Genomic DNA, 16,184 nt, shown 5'->3' with positions numbered 1-16,184 from the left:
AGAATATCATACCCCTCAAATATTTTTTTGAGGGCTTCGGCGGGCTGTGGCGTAAAGGAGTTACAATAGTTAGAGGTTGCCTATGTCAGATTATCCTTCCCTCGATGCTTCGCTCAAACAGCTGGCCGCGCATGATATTGTGCATGACCCGTCAGACTTCATGGATGGTGTCTGGCAGCGCGCCGGACAGCTTGGCGAGGTTGCCGATCGCCGCCGGCGTGCCGCGCTCTTTTGCAGCCTGTTCGTCATCGGCCTTGGAGCAGGCTTCGGCACGACCATCATGCCCTACAATCAGGGCTCAACTGCGAGTTCCGCCTATAATGATTTTGCGTCGAACGAGCACCTTTCTCCCGCCGCTCTCCTGCATGTCGGGAGCTAGACTTTGACGAACGGACGCCTCCTGCTTGCCGTTCTTCTTGCCGGGCTCGCGGGATGTTTGGGGGCGATCGCGGCTGATCGCTGGCTCAGCCACGAAGACAATGGCAGCCTGCACCAGTTCGTGCACGAGGAACTGGTTTTGACCGAAGACCAGAACGCGCGCCTCGAGACCCTGGAAGCCCGCTTCGCCGTCGAGCGTGCTGAACTTGAGTCATCGCTGCGCGCGGCAAATGCGAGGCTCGCTCAGGCGATGGCCGACGAGCACGAATATGGCCCCGAAGTGAGCGCGGCGATTGACGATGTGCATGGACGGATGGGCGAATTGCAGAAAGCCACGGTCCAACACGTCTTCGACATGCGCGAGATACTCGAGCCCGAGCAGCAGCGCCTGTTCGATCGGAGGGTCTCCGAGGCGCTCACCAGCAATTCGCGTAATTAGGCTTCCGTGACGCAGGCGCAAAGCCGGTCCGAGACCGCCCTGGTCGAAGATGCCCGCAGGGGCAGCAAGGCAGCATATGGGACGCTGGTCGAACCCCATATAGCGCGGCTTATTGCTTTGGCGACACGCATGCTTGCGTCTCCGCATCAGGCCGAAAACGCTGTTCAGGACGGGCTTGCTTCGGTCTGGGTCGCCCGGCACCGCCTCGACCCGGACCGTCCTGTTGGCCCTTTTTTGACGACAGTCGTGCTCAACAAATGCCGCGACAGGCTGCGCAAACGCAAAACGGCGCGCTTTTTCGGATTGGGCGCGGAATCTGAAACACTGGCGATTGTTGACGACAGCCCCGATCCGCAAGAGATCGCGATGCAGCGCCAGGAATTGCGAATGCTCCTGGAGCAAATCGAGCGTCTTCCGATCCGTCTTCGCGAAGCGCTCATATTGGTCAGTATCGACGGACGCAGCCAGGCGGAAGCCGCCGAACTTCTCGGCGTGTCGGAAAAGGCAATCGAGACCCGCATCTATCGTGCCCGGCAAAAATTGCGCGACCGCCTGGAAAATTTTTGAGGGGTAGAACCGGGCCCTTCGTAGTTGAGGGTGTATCGTTCATACAGGAGCTTTCGATGGTCGCGATCAATCGCCGTAAATTTCTGGGGTCTAGCGCAAGCGGGGTCGGAATGCTTGGCCTTGCCGGTGCAATGCCCGCGTGGGCACGCGGAGGTCTCGATGGCACGATCGCGCGCCGCGGGAGCGACGTTCTGTCCGGCGAACATCTTACAATGAGCGTCGCCGACACGACCTTCACCACTGGCTCGCGCCGCGGGCCGGGTGTTGCCGTGAATGGCACCATCCCAGGACCCTTGGTGCGCCTCAAGGAAGGCCAGAACCTGACGGTCGATCTCCTCAATCGGAGTTCGCATGGCACTTCCATTCACTGGCACGGATTGCTCGTACCCTTCCTTATGGACGGTGTACCCGGGGTGAGCATGGCGGCTGTTGAGCCGGGCGATACCTATCGTTACCAGTTTCCCATCCGCCAGTCGGGCACCTATTGGTGGCACGCGCATACGCTGCAGGAGCCGCTTGGCCATTACGGCCCCCTGATCGTCGACCCGATCGAGCCCGAACCATATGAATACGACCGCGACTATGTTGTCATGCTGTCCGACTGGTCGACCATGAGTCCCTATTCGATCATGAAGAAACTCAAGGTCGCCGAGGGCTACTTCAACTATGGCAAAACCACCTGGACCGACGACTACGACATGAGCGGCGAAGAGCGCCGAATGTGGGCGCGCATGCGGATGATGCCGACCGACATCTCCGATGTGAGCGGCGCGACCTACACCTTCCTCATCAATGGTCACGGGCCGGAAGACGATCTCGAATACCTTTTCCAGCCGGGAGAGAGGGTCCGCCTGCGCTTTATCAACGGCGCCGCGATGACCTATTTCAATATCCGCATCCCTGGCCTGCCGATGACCGTGGTTCAGGCCGATGGCCAAAACGTACAGCCGGTCGAGACCGACGAGTTCCAGATCGGTGTTGCTGAAACCTACGACGTGATCATCGAGCCGCGCGGCGAGGCTTATTCGCTCGTCGCCGAGGCCATTGATCGCTCGGGCATGGGCGTGGCGACCCTTGCCAGTCGCCCCGGCGCCCGGGCCAGCGTCCCGCCCCTGCGCAAACCGCCGCTTCTCACCATGACCGATATGGGCATGGCCGGGCACGGCGATAGCGCAGGCGCTGCTGGAGACGGGCATGCGGGTCACGGTGCCGCGGCGAGCATGGATCAAAGCGCGGGTGGCATGGCCGGAATGGATCATGGCTCCAGCGGTGGATCCGAGATGGCTGGGATGGCTGGCATGTCGGGTATGAACATGCGCGATACATCACTGCTTCCACCCAATGTGAAAGTTGGTCCAGGGATCGACTCGGTTGCCATGAATCCTATCGACCGGATGGGTTTTCCTGGCCTCGGGCTCGACGATGTGAGCCACCGCGTGCTCAACTACAACCAGCTTATCGCCGCCAAGCCCAATACCGACAACCGGCGTCCGAGCCGGCTCAAGACGATCCATCTAACCGGCAATATGGAGCGGTATATGTGGTCGTTCGACGGGAAGAAGTTCGACGAGATCACCGAGCCGATTCAATTTGCCTATAACGAGCGCGTGCGCGTCAAGCTCATCAACAACACCATGATGGCGCATCCGATCCATTTGCACGGACACTTCTTCGAACTCGTGAACGGGGCTCCGGCCGACCGTCAACCGCTCAAACATACGCTGACGGTCCAGCCCGGCGGCAGCGCGCAATTCGACCTGACCGCCAATGAACGGGGCGACTGGGCGTTCCACTGTCATCTCTTTTACCACATGCATAACGGAATGTTTCAGGTGGTGACGGTCCGACCGCTCGAGGGAGGAGAAGGCTGATGAAGCGCGCGACCATGATGATCGCCCTCCCCCTGCTGGCACTTCCGAGCGCAGTCTGGGCACAGCAGCATGATCACGGCACGCAGGCTGCCGAACCGCAGAGCCAGGCCGGGCAAGCTGCTCAAGACGACGAGGCTGCGAGCGAGGCGCACGATCACCATGCGCCGGATCAACCTCAGATGGATCACTCCCGGACGCAGCATCCTCAGGAGGAGGTTGAGAACCCGGAGGTTATGGATCATTCGAACATGGATCATGGGGCAGCCCAGCATGGCGCGATGCCCATGACCGGCAAGGAGGATGAGGGCGGCATGTCGCAAATGGATCATTCCGCGATGGGCCATGGAGCATCCGCCGACCATATGGCGATCCCGGAAGGCCCTCCCCCGCCTGAAGCGCTACAGGGCCCCGCCTTTGCCGCCGATGCCTTTGTCGGCGCAGAGGAAATGGCTGCGTCTCGGGCGGCCGTCACCAAGGAAGTGAGCGGAACGCCGGTATTCTGGTTTCAGGGCGACCGGCTCGAATACCGCCTGCGCGAGGGCGACGACGGCTATTTGTGGGACGTCCAGGGTTATTATGGCGGTGACTACAACAAGTTCTGGTTCAAATCCGAAGGCGAAGGCAGCTTCGGCGAGACCATTGAAAGCGCCGAAGTGCAGGCGCTTTGGAGCCGTGCCATTGCGCCTTTCTTCGATTTTCAGGCGGGCGTGCGGCAGGATTTTACTGGGCCTGAACGCACCCATGCGGTTGTGGGCATCCAAGGGCTCGTTCCCTATGAGTTCGAGGTCGATGCAGCAGCATTTCTGTCGAACAAGGGCGATCTTACCGCACGAATTGAAGGTGAAATCGATCAGTTCATCACACAGCGTCTGATCGTGCAGCCGCGCGCCGAAATCGCGCTGTCAGCACAGGACATTCCCGAACTCGGGATCGGCTCGGGGATCGATACGATCGAGGTCGGCATTCGCCTGCGCTACGAATTCGCGCGCGAATTCGCGCCCTATATCGGCATCGACCAGGAATGGAAGATCGGCAACAGCCGCGATTTCGCAAGGGCCGACGGCGAGGACCCCAGCGTAACGAACTACGTCGTCGGCGTGCGGTTCTGGTTTTAGGTCAAGGGAGAAGAAACTGACATGATGAACACTTTATTGCGAGTGCCGGTAGTTGCGCTAGCTATTGCTGCGGCGCCAGTGCCGGCTGCGGCGCAGGACATGGACCATTCCGGACATGGGACACATCATTCCGACAAGACAGGTTCGGCCAGCGAAGATGTGTCGGGCGCTGAAGATATTCTCGAGGCTTATCGCGCCGCATTGGTGTCGCGCGATGCCGAAGGCATGTCGGCCCTGTTCGCGGAAGCCTCCGCGATCTTCGAGAACGGCAAGTCCGAGGGGAGTTTCGCCAATTACATGGAGCACCATCTCGGACCCGAGCTCGATGCGATCACGAGCTTTACTTTCACCGACCCGACGCTGACGATGACCCGTAAGGGCCATATGGCCTATGGCTACGAAACCTACGGCTACCGGATCGAGCTCGAGGACGGGCGCGTGATCGAGCGTGACGGGGTCGCGACCTCGGTCCTTTCGCACGATGAATCGGGCTGGAAGATCGTGCAGTACCACTCCTCCTCGCGCGCGCCGCGGCGGCCCTGACCCGCTACGGAGCGGCGAGACAGTTGGCTTCGCGGTCCCTCAAACTGCGCTTGCATGTCTTTAGCAGCAAGCTCCACAAGTGGTTGGCGCTCCTGATCGGGGCGCAAGTTCTGCTGTGGATGGGCACCGGTGCCTTGATGTCCTTTCTCGATCTGGAGGAGGTACGCTCGGAGCATATCGTGTCCCGCGCTGCGCAAATATTGCCTGCCCGGGCCGAGTTACCCGAATGGCTGGAAAGGCAAGATGATGTGGTTTCGGTTGCCACACGTGCTCTCGACGGCAAGGTGGTGACCGAAGTGCGGCGAGCGGATGGCGGCGTCACGCTACATGATCCGCATAGCGGACGCTTGCTGTCCCCAATTTCGGCCGCGACAGCGCGCGCGATCGCTCGCCGCGCCTGGATTGGCCCGGAAACCTCGGTCAACGCCGCGCGGCTTGTCGAACGCGACGTCGGGACCGAATTCAGGGGGCCCTTCCCGGCCTGGCAGATCACCTATGACGATCGCGACGCGACACGCGTCTATATCGGTGCCTCGAGCGGAACGATCCTGTCAGCGCGAAGCGATACCTGGCGGCTCTTCGATTTCATTTGGGGCCTTCACATCATGGACTGGACCCAGCGCGACCGCATCAACAGCTGGTGGCTTCTCCTGTTTGGTATCGCAGGGACGTTCATTGCCCTTTCGGGATTTGTTCTGCTGGCCAACAGGCTACCAAGGATCAGATGGCTGAGTTGGAAACGAAAGTCCGGTTCCTGACTCGCCGACACGGGTCGGATCATCCTGTTCAAGACGCCTCTCTCCTACGCGAGGTTCGCCTGGCCGGCACCATTGATGGATCTCTCGTGGCGATCGGATGCAGCATACCCCCCAAGGAATAAGGGTGATTTATTCCCCAAAAGGTATATTGCCATTTTATACCCTTGGCGGTATAGTGGAGTGTGGAGGTATGCTATGCGCCAGATCGTCAGGCTTCCCAGTCAACTCGGAGCCGTGATCCAGACCCATCGCCTCGGCAAGGGCCTGACCCAAACCGAGCTCGCCAGACTCGCCGGGACGCAGCAGAAAACCATCTCGGCCATAGAGAACGGAAGCGAAGGAACAAAGCTCGACACGCTCATCAGTGTCATCGCAGTCCTCGGCCTCGATCTTCAGATCGTGCCGCGTCAGCAGGACGGCGCCTCGATTGAGGACGTCTTCTAAATGGCGCGCAAAAAGACCCATGCGCCCCTCGATGTACTTATCAACGGCAGGCAGGTCGGCCGCCTCGAAAAGGCGGCGAGCGGTGCAATCAGTTTCCGGTATTCCGAAGAGTGGCTGGCCTGGGAGCACCGCTTCGCAGCGTCGCTCTCGCTGCCTCTGACCCCGGCGGCCTATCGTGGCGCTCCGGTCATCGCCGTGTTCGACAATCTTCTCCCGGACAGGGATGCAGTACGCCGCCGCGTAGCCGAGCGCATGGGCGCTCAGGGCACCGACTTCTACAGCCTACTCGAAGCCATCGGACGCGACTGCGTCGGTGCCATGCAGTTCCTGCCCGAAGGCGCAGATCAGGCGCAGAGTACCGACATCGAAAGCGAACCGGTCAGCGACACCGAAGTCGAGGCCCTTCTCGCCGATCTCGCACGGGCTCCACTTGGCGTCGATCGGGAACAGGAATTCAGGATCTCGGTTGCCGGCGCGCAGGAGAAGACGGCCCTGCTTCGAATCGATGGGAAATGGCACCGACCGGCCGGTGTGACCCCGACAACTCACATCCTGAAGCCGCAACTTGGACAGATACCCAGCGCCGACGGGATGATCGACATGTCGAACAGCGTCGACAACGAGCACTATTGCATGACGCTGATGAAGGCGTTCGGCCTGTCGGTCGCAGCGACAGAGATCGCGACCGTCGGCCAGCGCCGAGTTCTCGTCGTCGAACGGTTCGACAGGCACTGGCGCAACGCCAAGCAAATCCTGCGTCTGCCGCAAGAGGACTGCTGCCAAGCACTCGGCTATCCGCCCACGCACAAATATCAGAGCGATGGCGGCCCGAACATGAAGGATATCTTCGGCCTGTTGCGCGGTGCTGACGATCCGCAAGCCGACGCAGCCGCCTTTTTCAAGAGCCAGATCCTCTTCTGGCTCATTGGTGCAACGGACGGGCACGCCAAGAATTTCAGTATCTTCCTGAAGCCCGGCGGACGCTACAGCCTGACCCCCTTCTACGATGTGCTCTCGGCCCAACCGGCCGTCGACTCCGACCAGATTGCGCAGAACAGGTTCCGGCTCGCGATGTCCGCAGGCACCAACCGTCACTACCGGCTGAACGAGGTGACCGGTCGGCATTTTGTCCAGTCGGGCAAGTCAGCGGGGCTTGGCAAAGGCCTCATGCGTGCAGCCATCAACGAACTGATGGACCGCGCACGTGATGCGCCGACGGTAGCGCGCGAAGCGATGCCGGTGGACTTCGCCGAACCTGTTCATGACTGCATAGCTGCGGCCCTGGCGACGCGTTTGCCCAGGCTTTCGAGCGCGCTTGAGGAGTTTTAGCTTTAGCATCCGCCAACGAAGTCATCGCCCGCCCTTTGCTGCAGCCCATCGCCACCTGATTTTTTCACGAAGAGCATCCCTTATGCGCGCCCGTCCCTCGCTCCTTTCGCTTTCGGCTGAACGTCACTCGATGACTTTATGGTCGTCAGCCATACGCCCGCGGTTGCAATTGCTGTGCCCATGATGATCAGGGGTGTAAGCCTTTCACCGAAGAAGGCAGCGCCGATCGTTAGACCGAAAACGGGCACCAGGAAGCTGAATACATTAGCCTTCGAGAGTTCGATTTTGCCGAGCGTATATTGCCACAGCCAGAATGCGAGGGCTGTACCTGGGATCGCCAACCCAAGCAGGCTCGCGATGAAAACCGGCGACCAGTCGATTTGGCCCTGATCTTCGGTAAGCAAAGCCAGAAACGCGAGCGGGACAGCGCCGATGAGGAGTTGAAGGCCCATGGCGATCGCTGCGTCGGCGCGCCCCGAGAGCTTCTTGATGGCGATGTTGCCCACGGCAACGCCGAAGGCCGCAAGCAGCACATATGCAAAGCCGGTTGAGAGCGCCAGCGGACCTTGGAGAATTCGTGGGCCAGCAATAATGAGGATTCCCGCAAAGCCGAGCCATAACCCGATCCAGCCTTTGGAGGACAGGCGCTCGCGGAGAAACAGAAAGGCGAGACCTGCCGCGATGAGGGGTTGGCCGTTGGCGATGACGGTTGCAAGGCCGGGCGAAACGAACTCCGCAGCGTGGAACATCCCGTAGTAACCCAGCCCCGTCATGCCGAGACCGGCAAGGATGATCCATCCCCAGATGCTTCCATCGCGCGGAAAGGGCTTTCTGAGAATGATACCGACCGCCAGTAACGTGGTGCCTGCAAGAACCGCGCGCAGCACGGCGAAGGTGAGATGGGGCGCGCTGTCGAGACCGACCGTTATGAGCGGATAGCAGGACGCCCAAAGAAGCATCACTAAGATTGCGGAAAGACGCGCTGGCATAGTAGGTTAAGCGATAGCCTTCCATCCCGGCACCCGCAATGGCGGGCCGCGCAGGTCCAGCCTATGGATCGTCACGCCGAACAGCGAACTTGGATCAATGACCCTAAAGAGATCCCTTTGTATTACTTCGCAAGCGATCCAGATTACTCAGGGATCTCATTCTTTTCATCTGGCCACTTCGGGCTTTGTAAGCCTGGCGGTGCACAGACGTCCGTAATTGCGAGCGAGACCATGGTCGAGCTGAAATCATAATTACAGCGCACGGCAAGCTTGGTACTTGGCCCGTGTGTAACATGGGTGCATGAAGAAATCCTCGGGCATCCAACCAGCGAGGGTAGACTGAATGTGTTTTTCCGCCACAGCGAGTTTCGCCGCCGGCACCGTGCTGTTGGCAACCGGTGCCTTCACAATGCGAATGGCGCGCAATAGCGGCGAGAGACCCTACGCGCTGATTCCGGTTCTGTTTGGCGTCCAGCAATTGATCGAGGGCGCACTGTGGCTGACATTTCCTGACAAGGCGCCGGTACTGAAGACGGTTCTGACCTATCTCTATTCGGTCTTTTCACATGTTCTGTGGCCAATCTACGTCCCGGTGGCGGTCTATATGCTCGAGAAGGTAGCCTGGCGCCGAAAGGCCCTCGTGGCGACGGCGATAGGCGGAACCCTGGTTGGACTCTACCTGCTGTATTTCCTTATCCGCCTGCCAATCGTCGCGACAGCCGGCGACGGTCATATCGACTACGAATCCCCCCACTTCTACGTTGGCATCGTCATGACACTGTATGTCTTGGGTACCTGTGTCAGCCCGCTGCTATCCAGCCATCGCTGGGTAAACTGGTTCGGGGTCGGCGCAATCGTCTCCTTTCTTGCGGCAGGCGCGTTCTATCTCACCTGGTTCATATCGGTGTGGTGCTTCTTTGCCGCAGCGATGAGCGTGATCGTCCTGATGTTCTTTCTGCGTAGAGAGCCCGACGCTCCTCCTTTCCCCCGGATGGGTGAGCCGGTGCGCTAGTTTGTAGGGCGCCAGACAGGCTGCTTTGGTCTCACCGAAGGCGATTTGTGCCCTGAGTTTTCAGTCTGGTATGCCCGCGCCACAGCGCCAGCTCAGGCGGGTGGAAAGGAGGGGTACGCGGTGGGTGTCTCCTCAAGAATTACGTGTTCTGCCTGGTGTGCAGGTCCAGTGCATGGTTGCAAAACTTCTTGCTGCTCTCGGTGCAGTTTTGGCTCGAATTCGAGGCGGCCCCGGCTCACCCCCAAGGTCATTAGCCGATCGAGAGCTTTAGATCGTCGCTGATGACATATTGCGGAACGACCAAATTCTTCGGTGCCGGCCCTTTCCGCACGCGCCCGGAATTGTCGTAGATCGAGCCGTGGCAGGGACAAAACCATCCCCCATATCTTCCGCGGTTTTCGCCCACTCCCTGTCCCAATGGTATGCAGCCAAGATGCGTGCAGACGCCCACGACCACGAGCCACTCTGGTCGCTGCACGCGCGCAGCGTCCGTCTCTGGATCGATCAGCCCTGAAGAGGCATCGTCGGCTTTGGCTCGCGCGATCTCTTCAGCTGTGCGCCGCACAATGAACACCGGCTGCTCGCGCCAGCTCACAGTGATACGTTGACCAGGCTCGATAGGTTGCAAATCGACTTCGATCGTAGCCTGTGCGACCACATCGGCCGATGGGTTCATGCTGTCGATAAGCGGCCAGACGGCCACTGCGGCACCGGTTCCTGCGAACGCAACGGGCGCGATATGAATAAAATCTCGGCGGCGAATGCCTTCCGTCCCGCCGTCCTTGCCGGCACCGTTGCTCGCCGCTCCGTTTGAACCTGTCTTGGTCATTCATCTCCGCATTCTTGCGTCTTTCAAGAGCAGACGCCTCCATGAAGCCGGGATTACACTCGCAAGCAGCCGATCAATCGGCTTCGTGCTATGTTGACGTCATCGCATCGCTCGCGTTTGGCGACCACGGTCGGGCTGCCTTAGGCGCGCTGGATCACCGATCGTCAACGCTCCTCCGACGGATCGGGATCCGCAAACTCGATGCCACTGCCGTGCATACTGATCGTCGTTCCGCGCTCGCCGCTGACGACCGCCTGAAGATCGCTCAGTGCGCCGATTGCAGCTTTCTTTCCGGTTGCTGCAGCGAAATTGCAGGCCGCACGCACTTTTGGGCCCATAGAACCTGCGGGAAAAGCACCAAGATCGACCGCGTCGGGCGAAGCCGAGCGGATGGCGCGCTGACCGGCCTTGCCCCAATTGAGATACACTGCATCGACATCGGTGGCCATCACCAGCAGGTCGGCTTCGAGGTCTCGTGCCAGCAGCTCGCTGGCAAAATCCTTGTCAATCACAGCTTCTACGCCGGCATAATGTCCATCCGAACCCTCGGCGACCGGGATCCCCCCACCCCCGGCGCAGATGACGATCGCCGCCTTCTCTATGAGCCATTGGATCGGTTCGCGTTCGACGATGCTTTTGGGGGTGGGTGATGCGACAACACGGCGCCAACTGTCACCATCCTGCTTCATCGCCCATCCCTTCTCCTCTGCAAGGCGCAGAGCATGGTCCTGGTCATAGATCGGCCCGACAAACTTAGTCGGCTCGTCAAAGGCCGGGTCGTGGGGGTCGACTTCGACCATGGTCAGAATCGTGGCGAGCTGTTGGCTGGCAGGGAGGAGGTTCTTGAGCTCCTGCTCGATGATGTATCCAATCATGCCTTCCGTCTGGGCGCCGAGCACATCGAGCGGAAACGCCTCGTCAGGCTTGTAAGCGGCACCTTGCAAGGCGAGCAGGCCGACTTGAGGTCCATTGCCGTGCGAGATGATGAGTTCGTGCTCCACGGCGAGCGGCGCAAGCGCGGCCGCAGCAATACGGACGTTCGCGCGCTGGTTTTCCGCGGTAAGTGGTTCGCCGCGTTTCAGCAGCGCGTTTCCGCCCAGGGCGACGACGATGCGCATGGCGTCAGTTCCCGATCGTGGCAACAAGGATCGCCTTGATGGTATGCAGCCGGTTCTCGGCCTGTTCGAATTGAATTCCGGCCGCGGATTCGAAGACCTCGTCGGTGACTTCCATTTCGGCAATACCGTGGGCCTCAAAAATCTCCTTCCCGACTTTTGTTTCGGTGTTGTGGAAAGCGGGAAGGCAATGCATGAACTTTGCTGCGGCATTGCCGGTTGCCTGCATGAGTGCGGTGTTTACCTGATAGGGTGAAAGCAACTCAATGCGTTCCTGCCAGACGTCTTCGGGCTCCCCCATTGAAACCCAGACATCGGTGTTGACGAAGTCGCAGCCCTCCACCGCCTCGACCGGATCCTCGGTCAGTGTAAGCCGCGCGCCATATTGATCCGCAAACGCTCTGGCAGGCTGTAAATAGTCATCGCTCGGCCAGAGGCTCTTGGGCGCGCCGATCCGCACATCCATGCCCATCAGGCAGCCTGCAATCATGAGCGAATGCCCCATGTTGCTCCTCGCATCGCCGACAAAGGCATAGGAGATGCCGCCAAGCGGTTTGTCGGCATGCTCGCGCATCGTCATCAGGTCAGCCAGCATCTGCGTGGGATGGAACTCGTCGGTGAGACCGTTGAACACCGGCACGCCAGCATGGGCGGCGAGTTCCTCGACTTTCTCCTGCCCGAAGCCGCGATATTCGATCGCATCGTACATGCGGCCGAGCACACGAGCCGTGTCTTTCATCGACTCCTGTTCCCCGTCAGCACCTATGGCACAGATTTGAGGTTGTGATTTAAGGAGGATTTGGGTCTCGTCGTAGTGACGAAGGAACGAAGATGAGACCCAAATCCTCCAATGCAAAATCGCGGACCAAGACCCCTGCGGAAGCTGTGGTGAAGGGCATCCGCCGGGCCACCCGGCGGCACTTCTCGGCGGAAGACAAGATCAGGATCGTGCTGGAAGGCTTGCGCGGCGATGACAGCATCGCCGAGCTGTGCCGCAAGGAAGGCATCGCCCAGAGCCTGTATTACACCTGGTCGAAGGAGTTCATGGAGGCCGGCAAGCGCCGCTTGGCTGGTGACACCGCCCGCGCTGCGACCACAGATGAGGTGAAGGATCTGCGCCGGGAGACCGGCGCTTTGAAGGAGTGCGTCGCCGACCTGACGCTCGAGAACCGCCTGCTGAAAAAAAGCATTCTCGCGGATGGGGGCGACGACGAATGAGATATCCTGCATCCGAGAAGCTCGAGATCATCAGGATCGTCGAGCAGTCGCACCTGTCCGCCAAGCACACGCTGGACCAGCTCGGCATCGCCCGCCGGACATTCTATCGCTGGTATGACCGCTACCTCCAAGGCGGGCCGGAAGCGTTGGAGGATCGGCCATCGGCACCGAGCCGGGTGTGGAACCGCATCGGCGAGGGCATCCAGGACCAGATCATCGAGATGGCGCTGGATCACAGTGAGCTGTCCCCGCGCGAGCTGGCCGTGCGCTTCACTGACGAGAAGCGCTACTTCGTGTCCGAGGCCACGGTTTACCGCCTGTTGAAGGCCCACGACCTGATCACCAGCCCGGCCTATGTCGTGATCAAGGCTGCCGATCAGTTCCACACCAAGACCACCCGGCCGAACGAGATGTGGCAGAGCGACTTTACCTACTTCAAGATCATCGGGTGGGGCTGGATGTATCTGTCGACCGTGCTCGACGACTTCTCGCGTTATATCATCGCCTGGAAGCTGTGCACCAACATGCGGGCCGAGGACGTGACCGACACGCTGGACCGCGCTCTGGCGGCTTCCGGCTGCGACAGCGCTACGGTGCTGCACAAGCCGCGCCTGCTAAGCGATAATGGCCCCAGCTATATCGCTGGCGAACTGGCGGAATACATCGAGGCCAACAAGATGAGCCACGTGCGCGGCGCCCCTTGCCATCCCCAGACCCAGGGTAAGATCGAGCGCTGGCACCAGACCCTGAAGAACCGCATCCTGCTGGAAAACTACTTCCTGCCCGGCGACCTTGAGGACCAGATCGAAGCCTTCGTCGAGCACTACAACAACCAGCGTTACCACGAGAGCCTGAACAACGTGACGCCCGCCGACACCTACTTCGGCAGGGCCCCAGCCATCATCAAACAGCGAGAAAGGATCAAGCGACAGACCATCGAGCATCGGCGCTTGCAACACCGCAAGCTCGCCGCCTAACATCAACCCCCAGACGAGGCCGACACTCCGCTAATCTACGCCGCCAGTTGCGCCAAATGTTCTGACGACGGACAGATGGCGTGCTTCTCTTTGCCATAGGCACGGTGTTCTTTGCGGCCCTGGAACTGGAAAAACGACTGCGCTTGAGCTTAAGGGCAATGGGCCAAACGGCGCATCGGCAAGAGGCTGGCGGGTCCAATGCCCAGTGATCGGGAGTGGCTCGCCGCAGACCCGTCTCGCCCTCTATCCCGCTAAGATATTGCTGAGCCTCAAGTTCGGTCCACGACAAGTTACTTGAGTACCTGCAGACCGGGCAGCGCGATGCCAGCTACCCATTCGAGAAATGCGCCGCCTCCAGTCGACACATGGGTGAGGTCCGCAGTCAGACCGCTCTTGTTGAGGGCCGCAACTGTGTCACCGCCACCGGCAAGCGAGGTCAGCGATCCCTTTCGTGTCAGCTCGGCGGCCGCCTGGGCGATCGCGAAAGTCGATGTCTCGAAAGGAGGCGTCTCGAATGCACCGAGCGGGCCATTCCAGATGAGCAGCTGCGAGGATCGCAGCACGTCCAGAGTTTTCGCGACAGTGAGAGGCCCCAGATCAAGGATCATCTCATCGGCGGCGACATCTTCGACCAGGGCCGTGCGCAGCGAAAGGGGATGCGGCGTCAGTTCCCTGCCTACCATGACGTCCTGGGGCAGATGGATCTGGCACTTTCCCTGACTGGCACTCTTCAGAATTCGTAGCGCTGCATCCTCGAGGTTCCGCTCGGCGAGCGATCTGCCGATTGGCTTGTTCAGCGCGGCAAGAAAGGTGTTCGCCATCGCTCCGCCGATGATGAGGTTATCCACCTTCGTGCTGAGCTGCTCGAGGACGTTGAGCTTGCTCGAGATCTTGGCGCCGCCGATAATCGCGGTGGAAGGGCGCCGCCCGAGCCCGGTCGCCGATTGCAACGCCCCGATCTCGTCTTCCAGGGCGCGGCCCATATAGCTCGGCAGCAGTCTTGCCACTCCCACCGTGGATGCATGCGCCCGGTGTGAGGCCGAGAACGCATCGTTGACATAAAAATCCGCAAGGTCGGCCATCGCGCTTGCAAGCTCGGGATCGTTGCTTTCTTCGCCTGCGTAGAAGCGGGTGTTTTCCAGTAAGGCAACATCGCCCGCCTCTAGCTCGGAAACCGCGCGCTGCGCTCCCGGGCCAGTCCAGTCTTCGAGAAAATGAACCTCGTCTCCGAGCAGGGAGCTGTAGGTTTTGGCAACCGGCGCGAGCGAGAATGCCGCGTTCGGTTTTCCTTTGGGACGACCAAGATGCGAGAGCAAAAGGACTACCGCGCCGCGCCTTCTGAGCGCCATCACCGTTGGCAAGCTCGCTCGCAAGCGCGTATCATCACCGACCGCGCCGTCGTTTCCGATTGGTACATTGAAGTCGACCCGGACCAGCGCAATTTGGCCAGCGATTTCGCCCAGATCATCGAGGGTTTGCGGAACCGACATGCGACTATTGCTCCTTGCTGCAGGAATGGGGCGAAGTCGCGGCTCAACCGCGCGCGCTTCCCTCCATTAGGGACGGAATGGCGCGCGAAGGCTTACATAGCAGCAATGAGATAGCGAAAGGCGCCGCCGAAAAGTGTAAGTCGCGCGGGCTTCCGGCGTCCTTTTGGATCAGGTCCAGCAGGGGCGAACGCAAGGCATCTGCCAAGAGTGGCCTGATATGCGTCACGCCAGCGGAGCGCCGGGCGGCTTGCCGAAGCTCGCAAGGTTACAGGAAGGGAATGAGACAAATGAAAACAGTGCTGCTGCACGTCAATCGCGACGCCGGACAGGACAGCCGCCTGGCTGCGGCGATCGATCTCGTGCGAGATCACAAGGGCCTCCTCATCTGTCTGCAAGCCACAAGCTGGAATTCCTATGTTTTTATCGGTGATCCGTATGGTGCAAGCTATATTTCGCCCGAAGCGTTGCAATCGGTTCGCGATGCGGAAAATGAAGATCGCCAATTGATCGAGAGCCGCCTGGCGCAAGAAGGCGTTGAGTGGGAATGGCGCCGCGTCGAGGGTTCCGCAGGACAGGCGCTGGCTGCGCACGCGACTCTGGCCGATCTGGTGGTCATTAGTCAGCCTGAGCAGAAAGATGCCGTCCTGCCGCGAGCCGCGCCGCTCGTCGCCGATCTTGTCGTTCATATCCAGTCTCCTTCGCTCGTCGTACCGCTCGGCGGAAAGCGGTTCGCGCCTAGGGGGAACGCGATCATTGCGTGGAATGGATCCGCCGAAGCCGGGCATGCCGTTCGCTTGAGCCGATCACTCTTGCGCGATGCTGCTGAGGTCCACATCGTAACCGTCAGCGAGGACAAAGAAGGTTCGTCGCCGGACGAACTTGCGCAATATCTTGCACGACACGGCATCGAAGCGCAGACCCGGCGGCAACCCGCCGATGATGCATCGATCTCTGAAGCGTTGGTGGCTGCGGCGAACGATGTTGGGGCGGCTTACATCGTGCTCGGCGCCTATGGGCACTCGCGTATCCGGGAAACCATACTCGGTGGGGTCACCCGGGAGATGATCCTGCACAGCCCGATCCCGATGATTCTCGCGCACTAGAGCAGAA

General features: G+C 60.2%; 17 protein-coding genes. 12 read left to right on the top strand and 5 right to left on the bottom strand.

The window, feature by feature from the left end; translation table 11 throughout:
* The first annotated feature begins 82 nt into the window (after positions 1-82).
* The 9 genes from WYH_RS12620 to WYH_RS12580 all read left to right on the top strand — a co-directional run bounded on the left by WYH_RS12620 (position 83) and on the right by WYH_RS12580 (position 7,444).
* Positions 83-379 (top strand): hypothetical protein, encoded by a 297-nt coding sequence (locus WYH_RS12620; protein WP_046904111.1) that lies wholly within the window; start codon positions 83-85, stop codon positions 377-379.
* 3 nt (positions 380-382) lie between these two features.
* Positions 383-817 carry a periplasmic heavy metal sensor gene (locus WYH_RS12615; protein ID WP_046904110.1) on the top strand — a complete coding sequence of 145 codons (435 nt, stop codon included), beginning with the start codon at positions 383-385 and terminating at the stop codon, positions 815-817.
* Between the two features lie 6 nt (positions 818-823).
* Positions 824-1,384: an RNA polymerase sigma factor gene (locus tag WYH_RS12610; RefSeq protein ID WP_046904109.1), complete on the top strand. Its 561-nt coding sequence runs from the start codon at positions 824-826 to the stop codon at positions 1,382-1,384.
* A gap of 56 nt (positions 1,385-1,440) precedes the next feature.
* Positions 1,441-3,255 (top strand): copper resistance system multicopper oxidase, encoded by a 1,815-nt coding sequence (locus tag WYH_RS12605; protein WP_046904108.1) that lies wholly within the window; start codon positions 1,441-1,443, stop codon positions 3,253-3,255.
* Positions 3,255-4,370, top strand: a complete 1,116-nt coding sequence (locus tag WYH_RS12600; protein WP_046904107.1) for a copper resistance protein B — start codon at positions 3,255-3,257, stop codon at positions 4,368-4,370. Before WYH_RS12605 ends, WYH_RS12600 begins: the two co-directional genes overlap by 1 nt.
* 21 nt (positions 4,371-4,391) lie before the next feature.
* Positions 4,392-4,913, top strand: a complete 522-nt coding sequence (locus WYH_RS12595) for a YybH family protein (RefSeq protein WP_082134994.1) — start codon at positions 4,392-4,394, stop codon at positions 4,911-4,913.
* 23 nt (positions 4,914-4,936) lie between these two features.
* A complete protein-coding gene (locus WYH_RS12590; RefSeq protein WP_046904106.1) occupies positions 4,937-5,671 on the top strand; it encodes a PepSY domain-containing protein in 735 nt (244 codons plus the stop codon).
* Positions 5,672-5,866: 195 nt separating this feature from the next.
* Positions 5,867-6,115, top strand: a complete 249-nt coding sequence (locus WYH_RS12585; RefSeq protein WP_046904105.1) for a helix-turn-helix domain-containing protein — start codon at positions 5,867-5,869, stop codon at positions 6,113-6,115.
* On the top strand, positions 6,116-7,444 hold the full coding sequence (locus tag WYH_RS12580) for a type II toxin-antitoxin system HipA family toxin (RefSeq protein ID WP_046904104.1): 1,329 nt from the start codon (positions 6,116-6,118) through the stop codon (positions 7,442-7,444).
* 80 nt (positions 7,445-7,524) lie between these two features.
* Here the strand turns inward: WYH_RS12580 and WYH_RS12575 are convergent, their stop codons facing one another.
* Positions 7,525-8,433, bottom strand: a complete 909-nt coding sequence (locus WYH_RS12575; RefSeq protein ID WP_046904103.1) for a DMT family transporter — start codon at positions 8,431-8,433, stop codon at positions 7,525-7,527.
* 343 nt (positions 8,434-8,776) lie between these two features.
* Here WYH_RS12575 and WYH_RS12570 point away from each other — a divergent pair, with 343 nt between their 5' ends.
* On the top strand, positions 8,777-9,445 hold the full coding sequence (locus WYH_RS12570; RefSeq protein WP_046904102.1) for a DUF6629 family protein: 669 nt from the start codon (positions 8,777-8,779) through the stop codon (positions 9,443-9,445).
* 250 nt (positions 9,446-9,695) lie between these two features.
* Here the strand turns inward: WYH_RS12570 and petA are convergent, their stop codons facing one another.
* The 3 genes from petA to argF form a co-directional block, all read right to left on the bottom strand.
* Positions 9,696-10,274, bottom strand: coding sequence for a ubiquinol-cytochrome c reductase iron-sulfur subunit (gene petA, locus WYH_RS12565; RefSeq protein ID WP_046904101.1), 579 nt, complete (start codon positions 10,272-10,274; stop codon positions 9,696-9,698).
* A gap of 164 nt (positions 10,275-10,438) precedes the next feature.
* Positions 10,439-11,392 (bottom strand): carbamate kinase, encoded by a 954-nt coding sequence (gene arcC, locus WYH_RS12560; RefSeq protein ID WP_046904100.1) that lies wholly within the window; start codon positions 11,390-11,392, stop codon positions 10,439-10,441.
* 4 nt (positions 11,393-11,396) lie between these two features.
* Positions 11,397-12,245 (bottom strand): ornithine carbamoyltransferase, encoded by an 849-nt coding sequence (argF, locus tag WYH_RS12555; protein ID WP_425304757.1) that lies wholly within the window; start codon positions 12,243-12,245, stop codon positions 11,397-11,399.
* Here argF and WYH_RS12545 point away from each other — a divergent pair.
* Positions 12,221-13,584, top strand: a protein-coding gene (locus tag WYH_RS12545) for an IS3 family transposase (RefSeq protein WP_156320037.1) whose coding sequence is annotated in 2 segments (ribosomal slippage) — positions 12,221-12,569 and positions 12,569-13,584 — 1,365 coding nt in all. Because the reading frame shifts where the segments join, the coding sequence is not laid out codon by codon here. The two genes, argF and WYH_RS12545, sit on opposite strands and share 25 nt — an antisense overlap.
* A 290-nt stretch (positions 13,585-13,874) precedes the next feature.
* Here WYH_RS12545 and WYH_RS12540 read toward each other — a convergent pair.
* A complete protein-coding gene (locus tag WYH_RS12540; RefSeq protein ID WP_046904099.1) occupies positions 13,875-15,074 on the bottom strand; it encodes a phosphoglycerate kinase in 1,200 nt (399 codons plus the stop codon).
* 287 nt (positions 15,075-15,361) lie between these two features.
* Between WYH_RS12540 and WYH_RS12535 the strand changes: the two genes are divergently transcribed.
* Positions 15,362-16,177: a universal stress protein gene (locus WYH_RS12535; RefSeq protein WP_046904098.1), complete on the top strand. Its 816-nt coding sequence runs from the start codon at positions 15,362-15,364 to the stop codon at positions 16,175-16,177.
* The last annotated feature ends 7 nt before the right edge of the window (positions 16,178-16,184 follow it).

Source organism: Croceibacterium atlanticum (genome assembly GCF_001008165.2).
Lineage (GTDB): Bacteria > Pseudomonadota > Alphaproteobacteria > Sphingomonadales > Sphingomonadaceae > Croceibacterium_C > Croceibacterium_C atlanticum.
Note: the sequence above shows the minus strand (reverse complement) of the source record. Positions and strands in the feature narration are given on the sequence as shown.

Coding starts and splice junctions, on each gene's coding strand:
- WYH_RS12620 (WP_046904111.1), top strand. CDS start 83: ATGTCAGATTATCCTTCCCTCGATGCTTCGCTCAAACAGCTGGCCGCG.
- WYH_RS12605 (WP_046904108.1), top strand. CDS start 1,441: ATGGTCGCGATCAATCGCCGTAAATTTCTGGGGTCTAGCGCAAGCGGG.
- WYH_RS12600 (WP_046904107.1), top strand. CDS start 3,255: ATGAAGCGCGCGACCATGATGATCGCCCTCCCCCTGCTGGCACTTCCG.
- WYH_RS12595 (WP_082134994.1), top strand. CDS start 4,392: ATGATGAACACTTTATTGCGAGTGCCGGTAGTTGCGCTAGCTATTGCT.
- WYH_RS12585 (WP_046904105.1), top strand. CDS start 5,867: ATGCGCCAGATCGTCAGGCTTCCCAGTCAACTCGGAGCCGTGATCCAG.
- WYH_RS12580 (WP_046904104.1), top strand. CDS start 6,116: ATGGCGCGCAAAAAGACCCATGCGCCCCTCGATGTACTTATCAACGGC.
- WYH_RS12575 (WP_046904103.1), bottom strand. CDS start 8,433: ATGCCAGCGCGTCTTTCCGCAATCTTAGTGATGCTTCTTTGGGCGTCC.
- WYH_RS12570 (WP_046904102.1), top strand. CDS start 8,777: ATGTGTTTTTCCGCCACAGCGAGTTTCGCCGCCGGCACCGTGCTGTTG.
- petA (WP_046904101.1), bottom strand. CDS start 10,274: ATGACCAAGACAGGTTCAAACGGAGCGGCGAGCAACGGTGCCGGCAAG.
- arcC (WP_046904100.1), bottom strand. CDS start 11,392: ATGCGCATCGTCGTCGCCCTGGGCGGAAACGCGCTGCTGAAACGCGGC.
- WYH_RS12540 (WP_046904099.1), bottom strand. CDS start 15,074: ATGTCGGTTCCGCAAACCCTCGATGATCTGGGCGAAATCGCTGGCCAA.
- WYH_RS12535 (WP_046904098.1), top strand. CDS start 15,362: ATGAAAACAGTGCTGCTGCACGTCAATCGCGACGCCGGACAGGACAGC.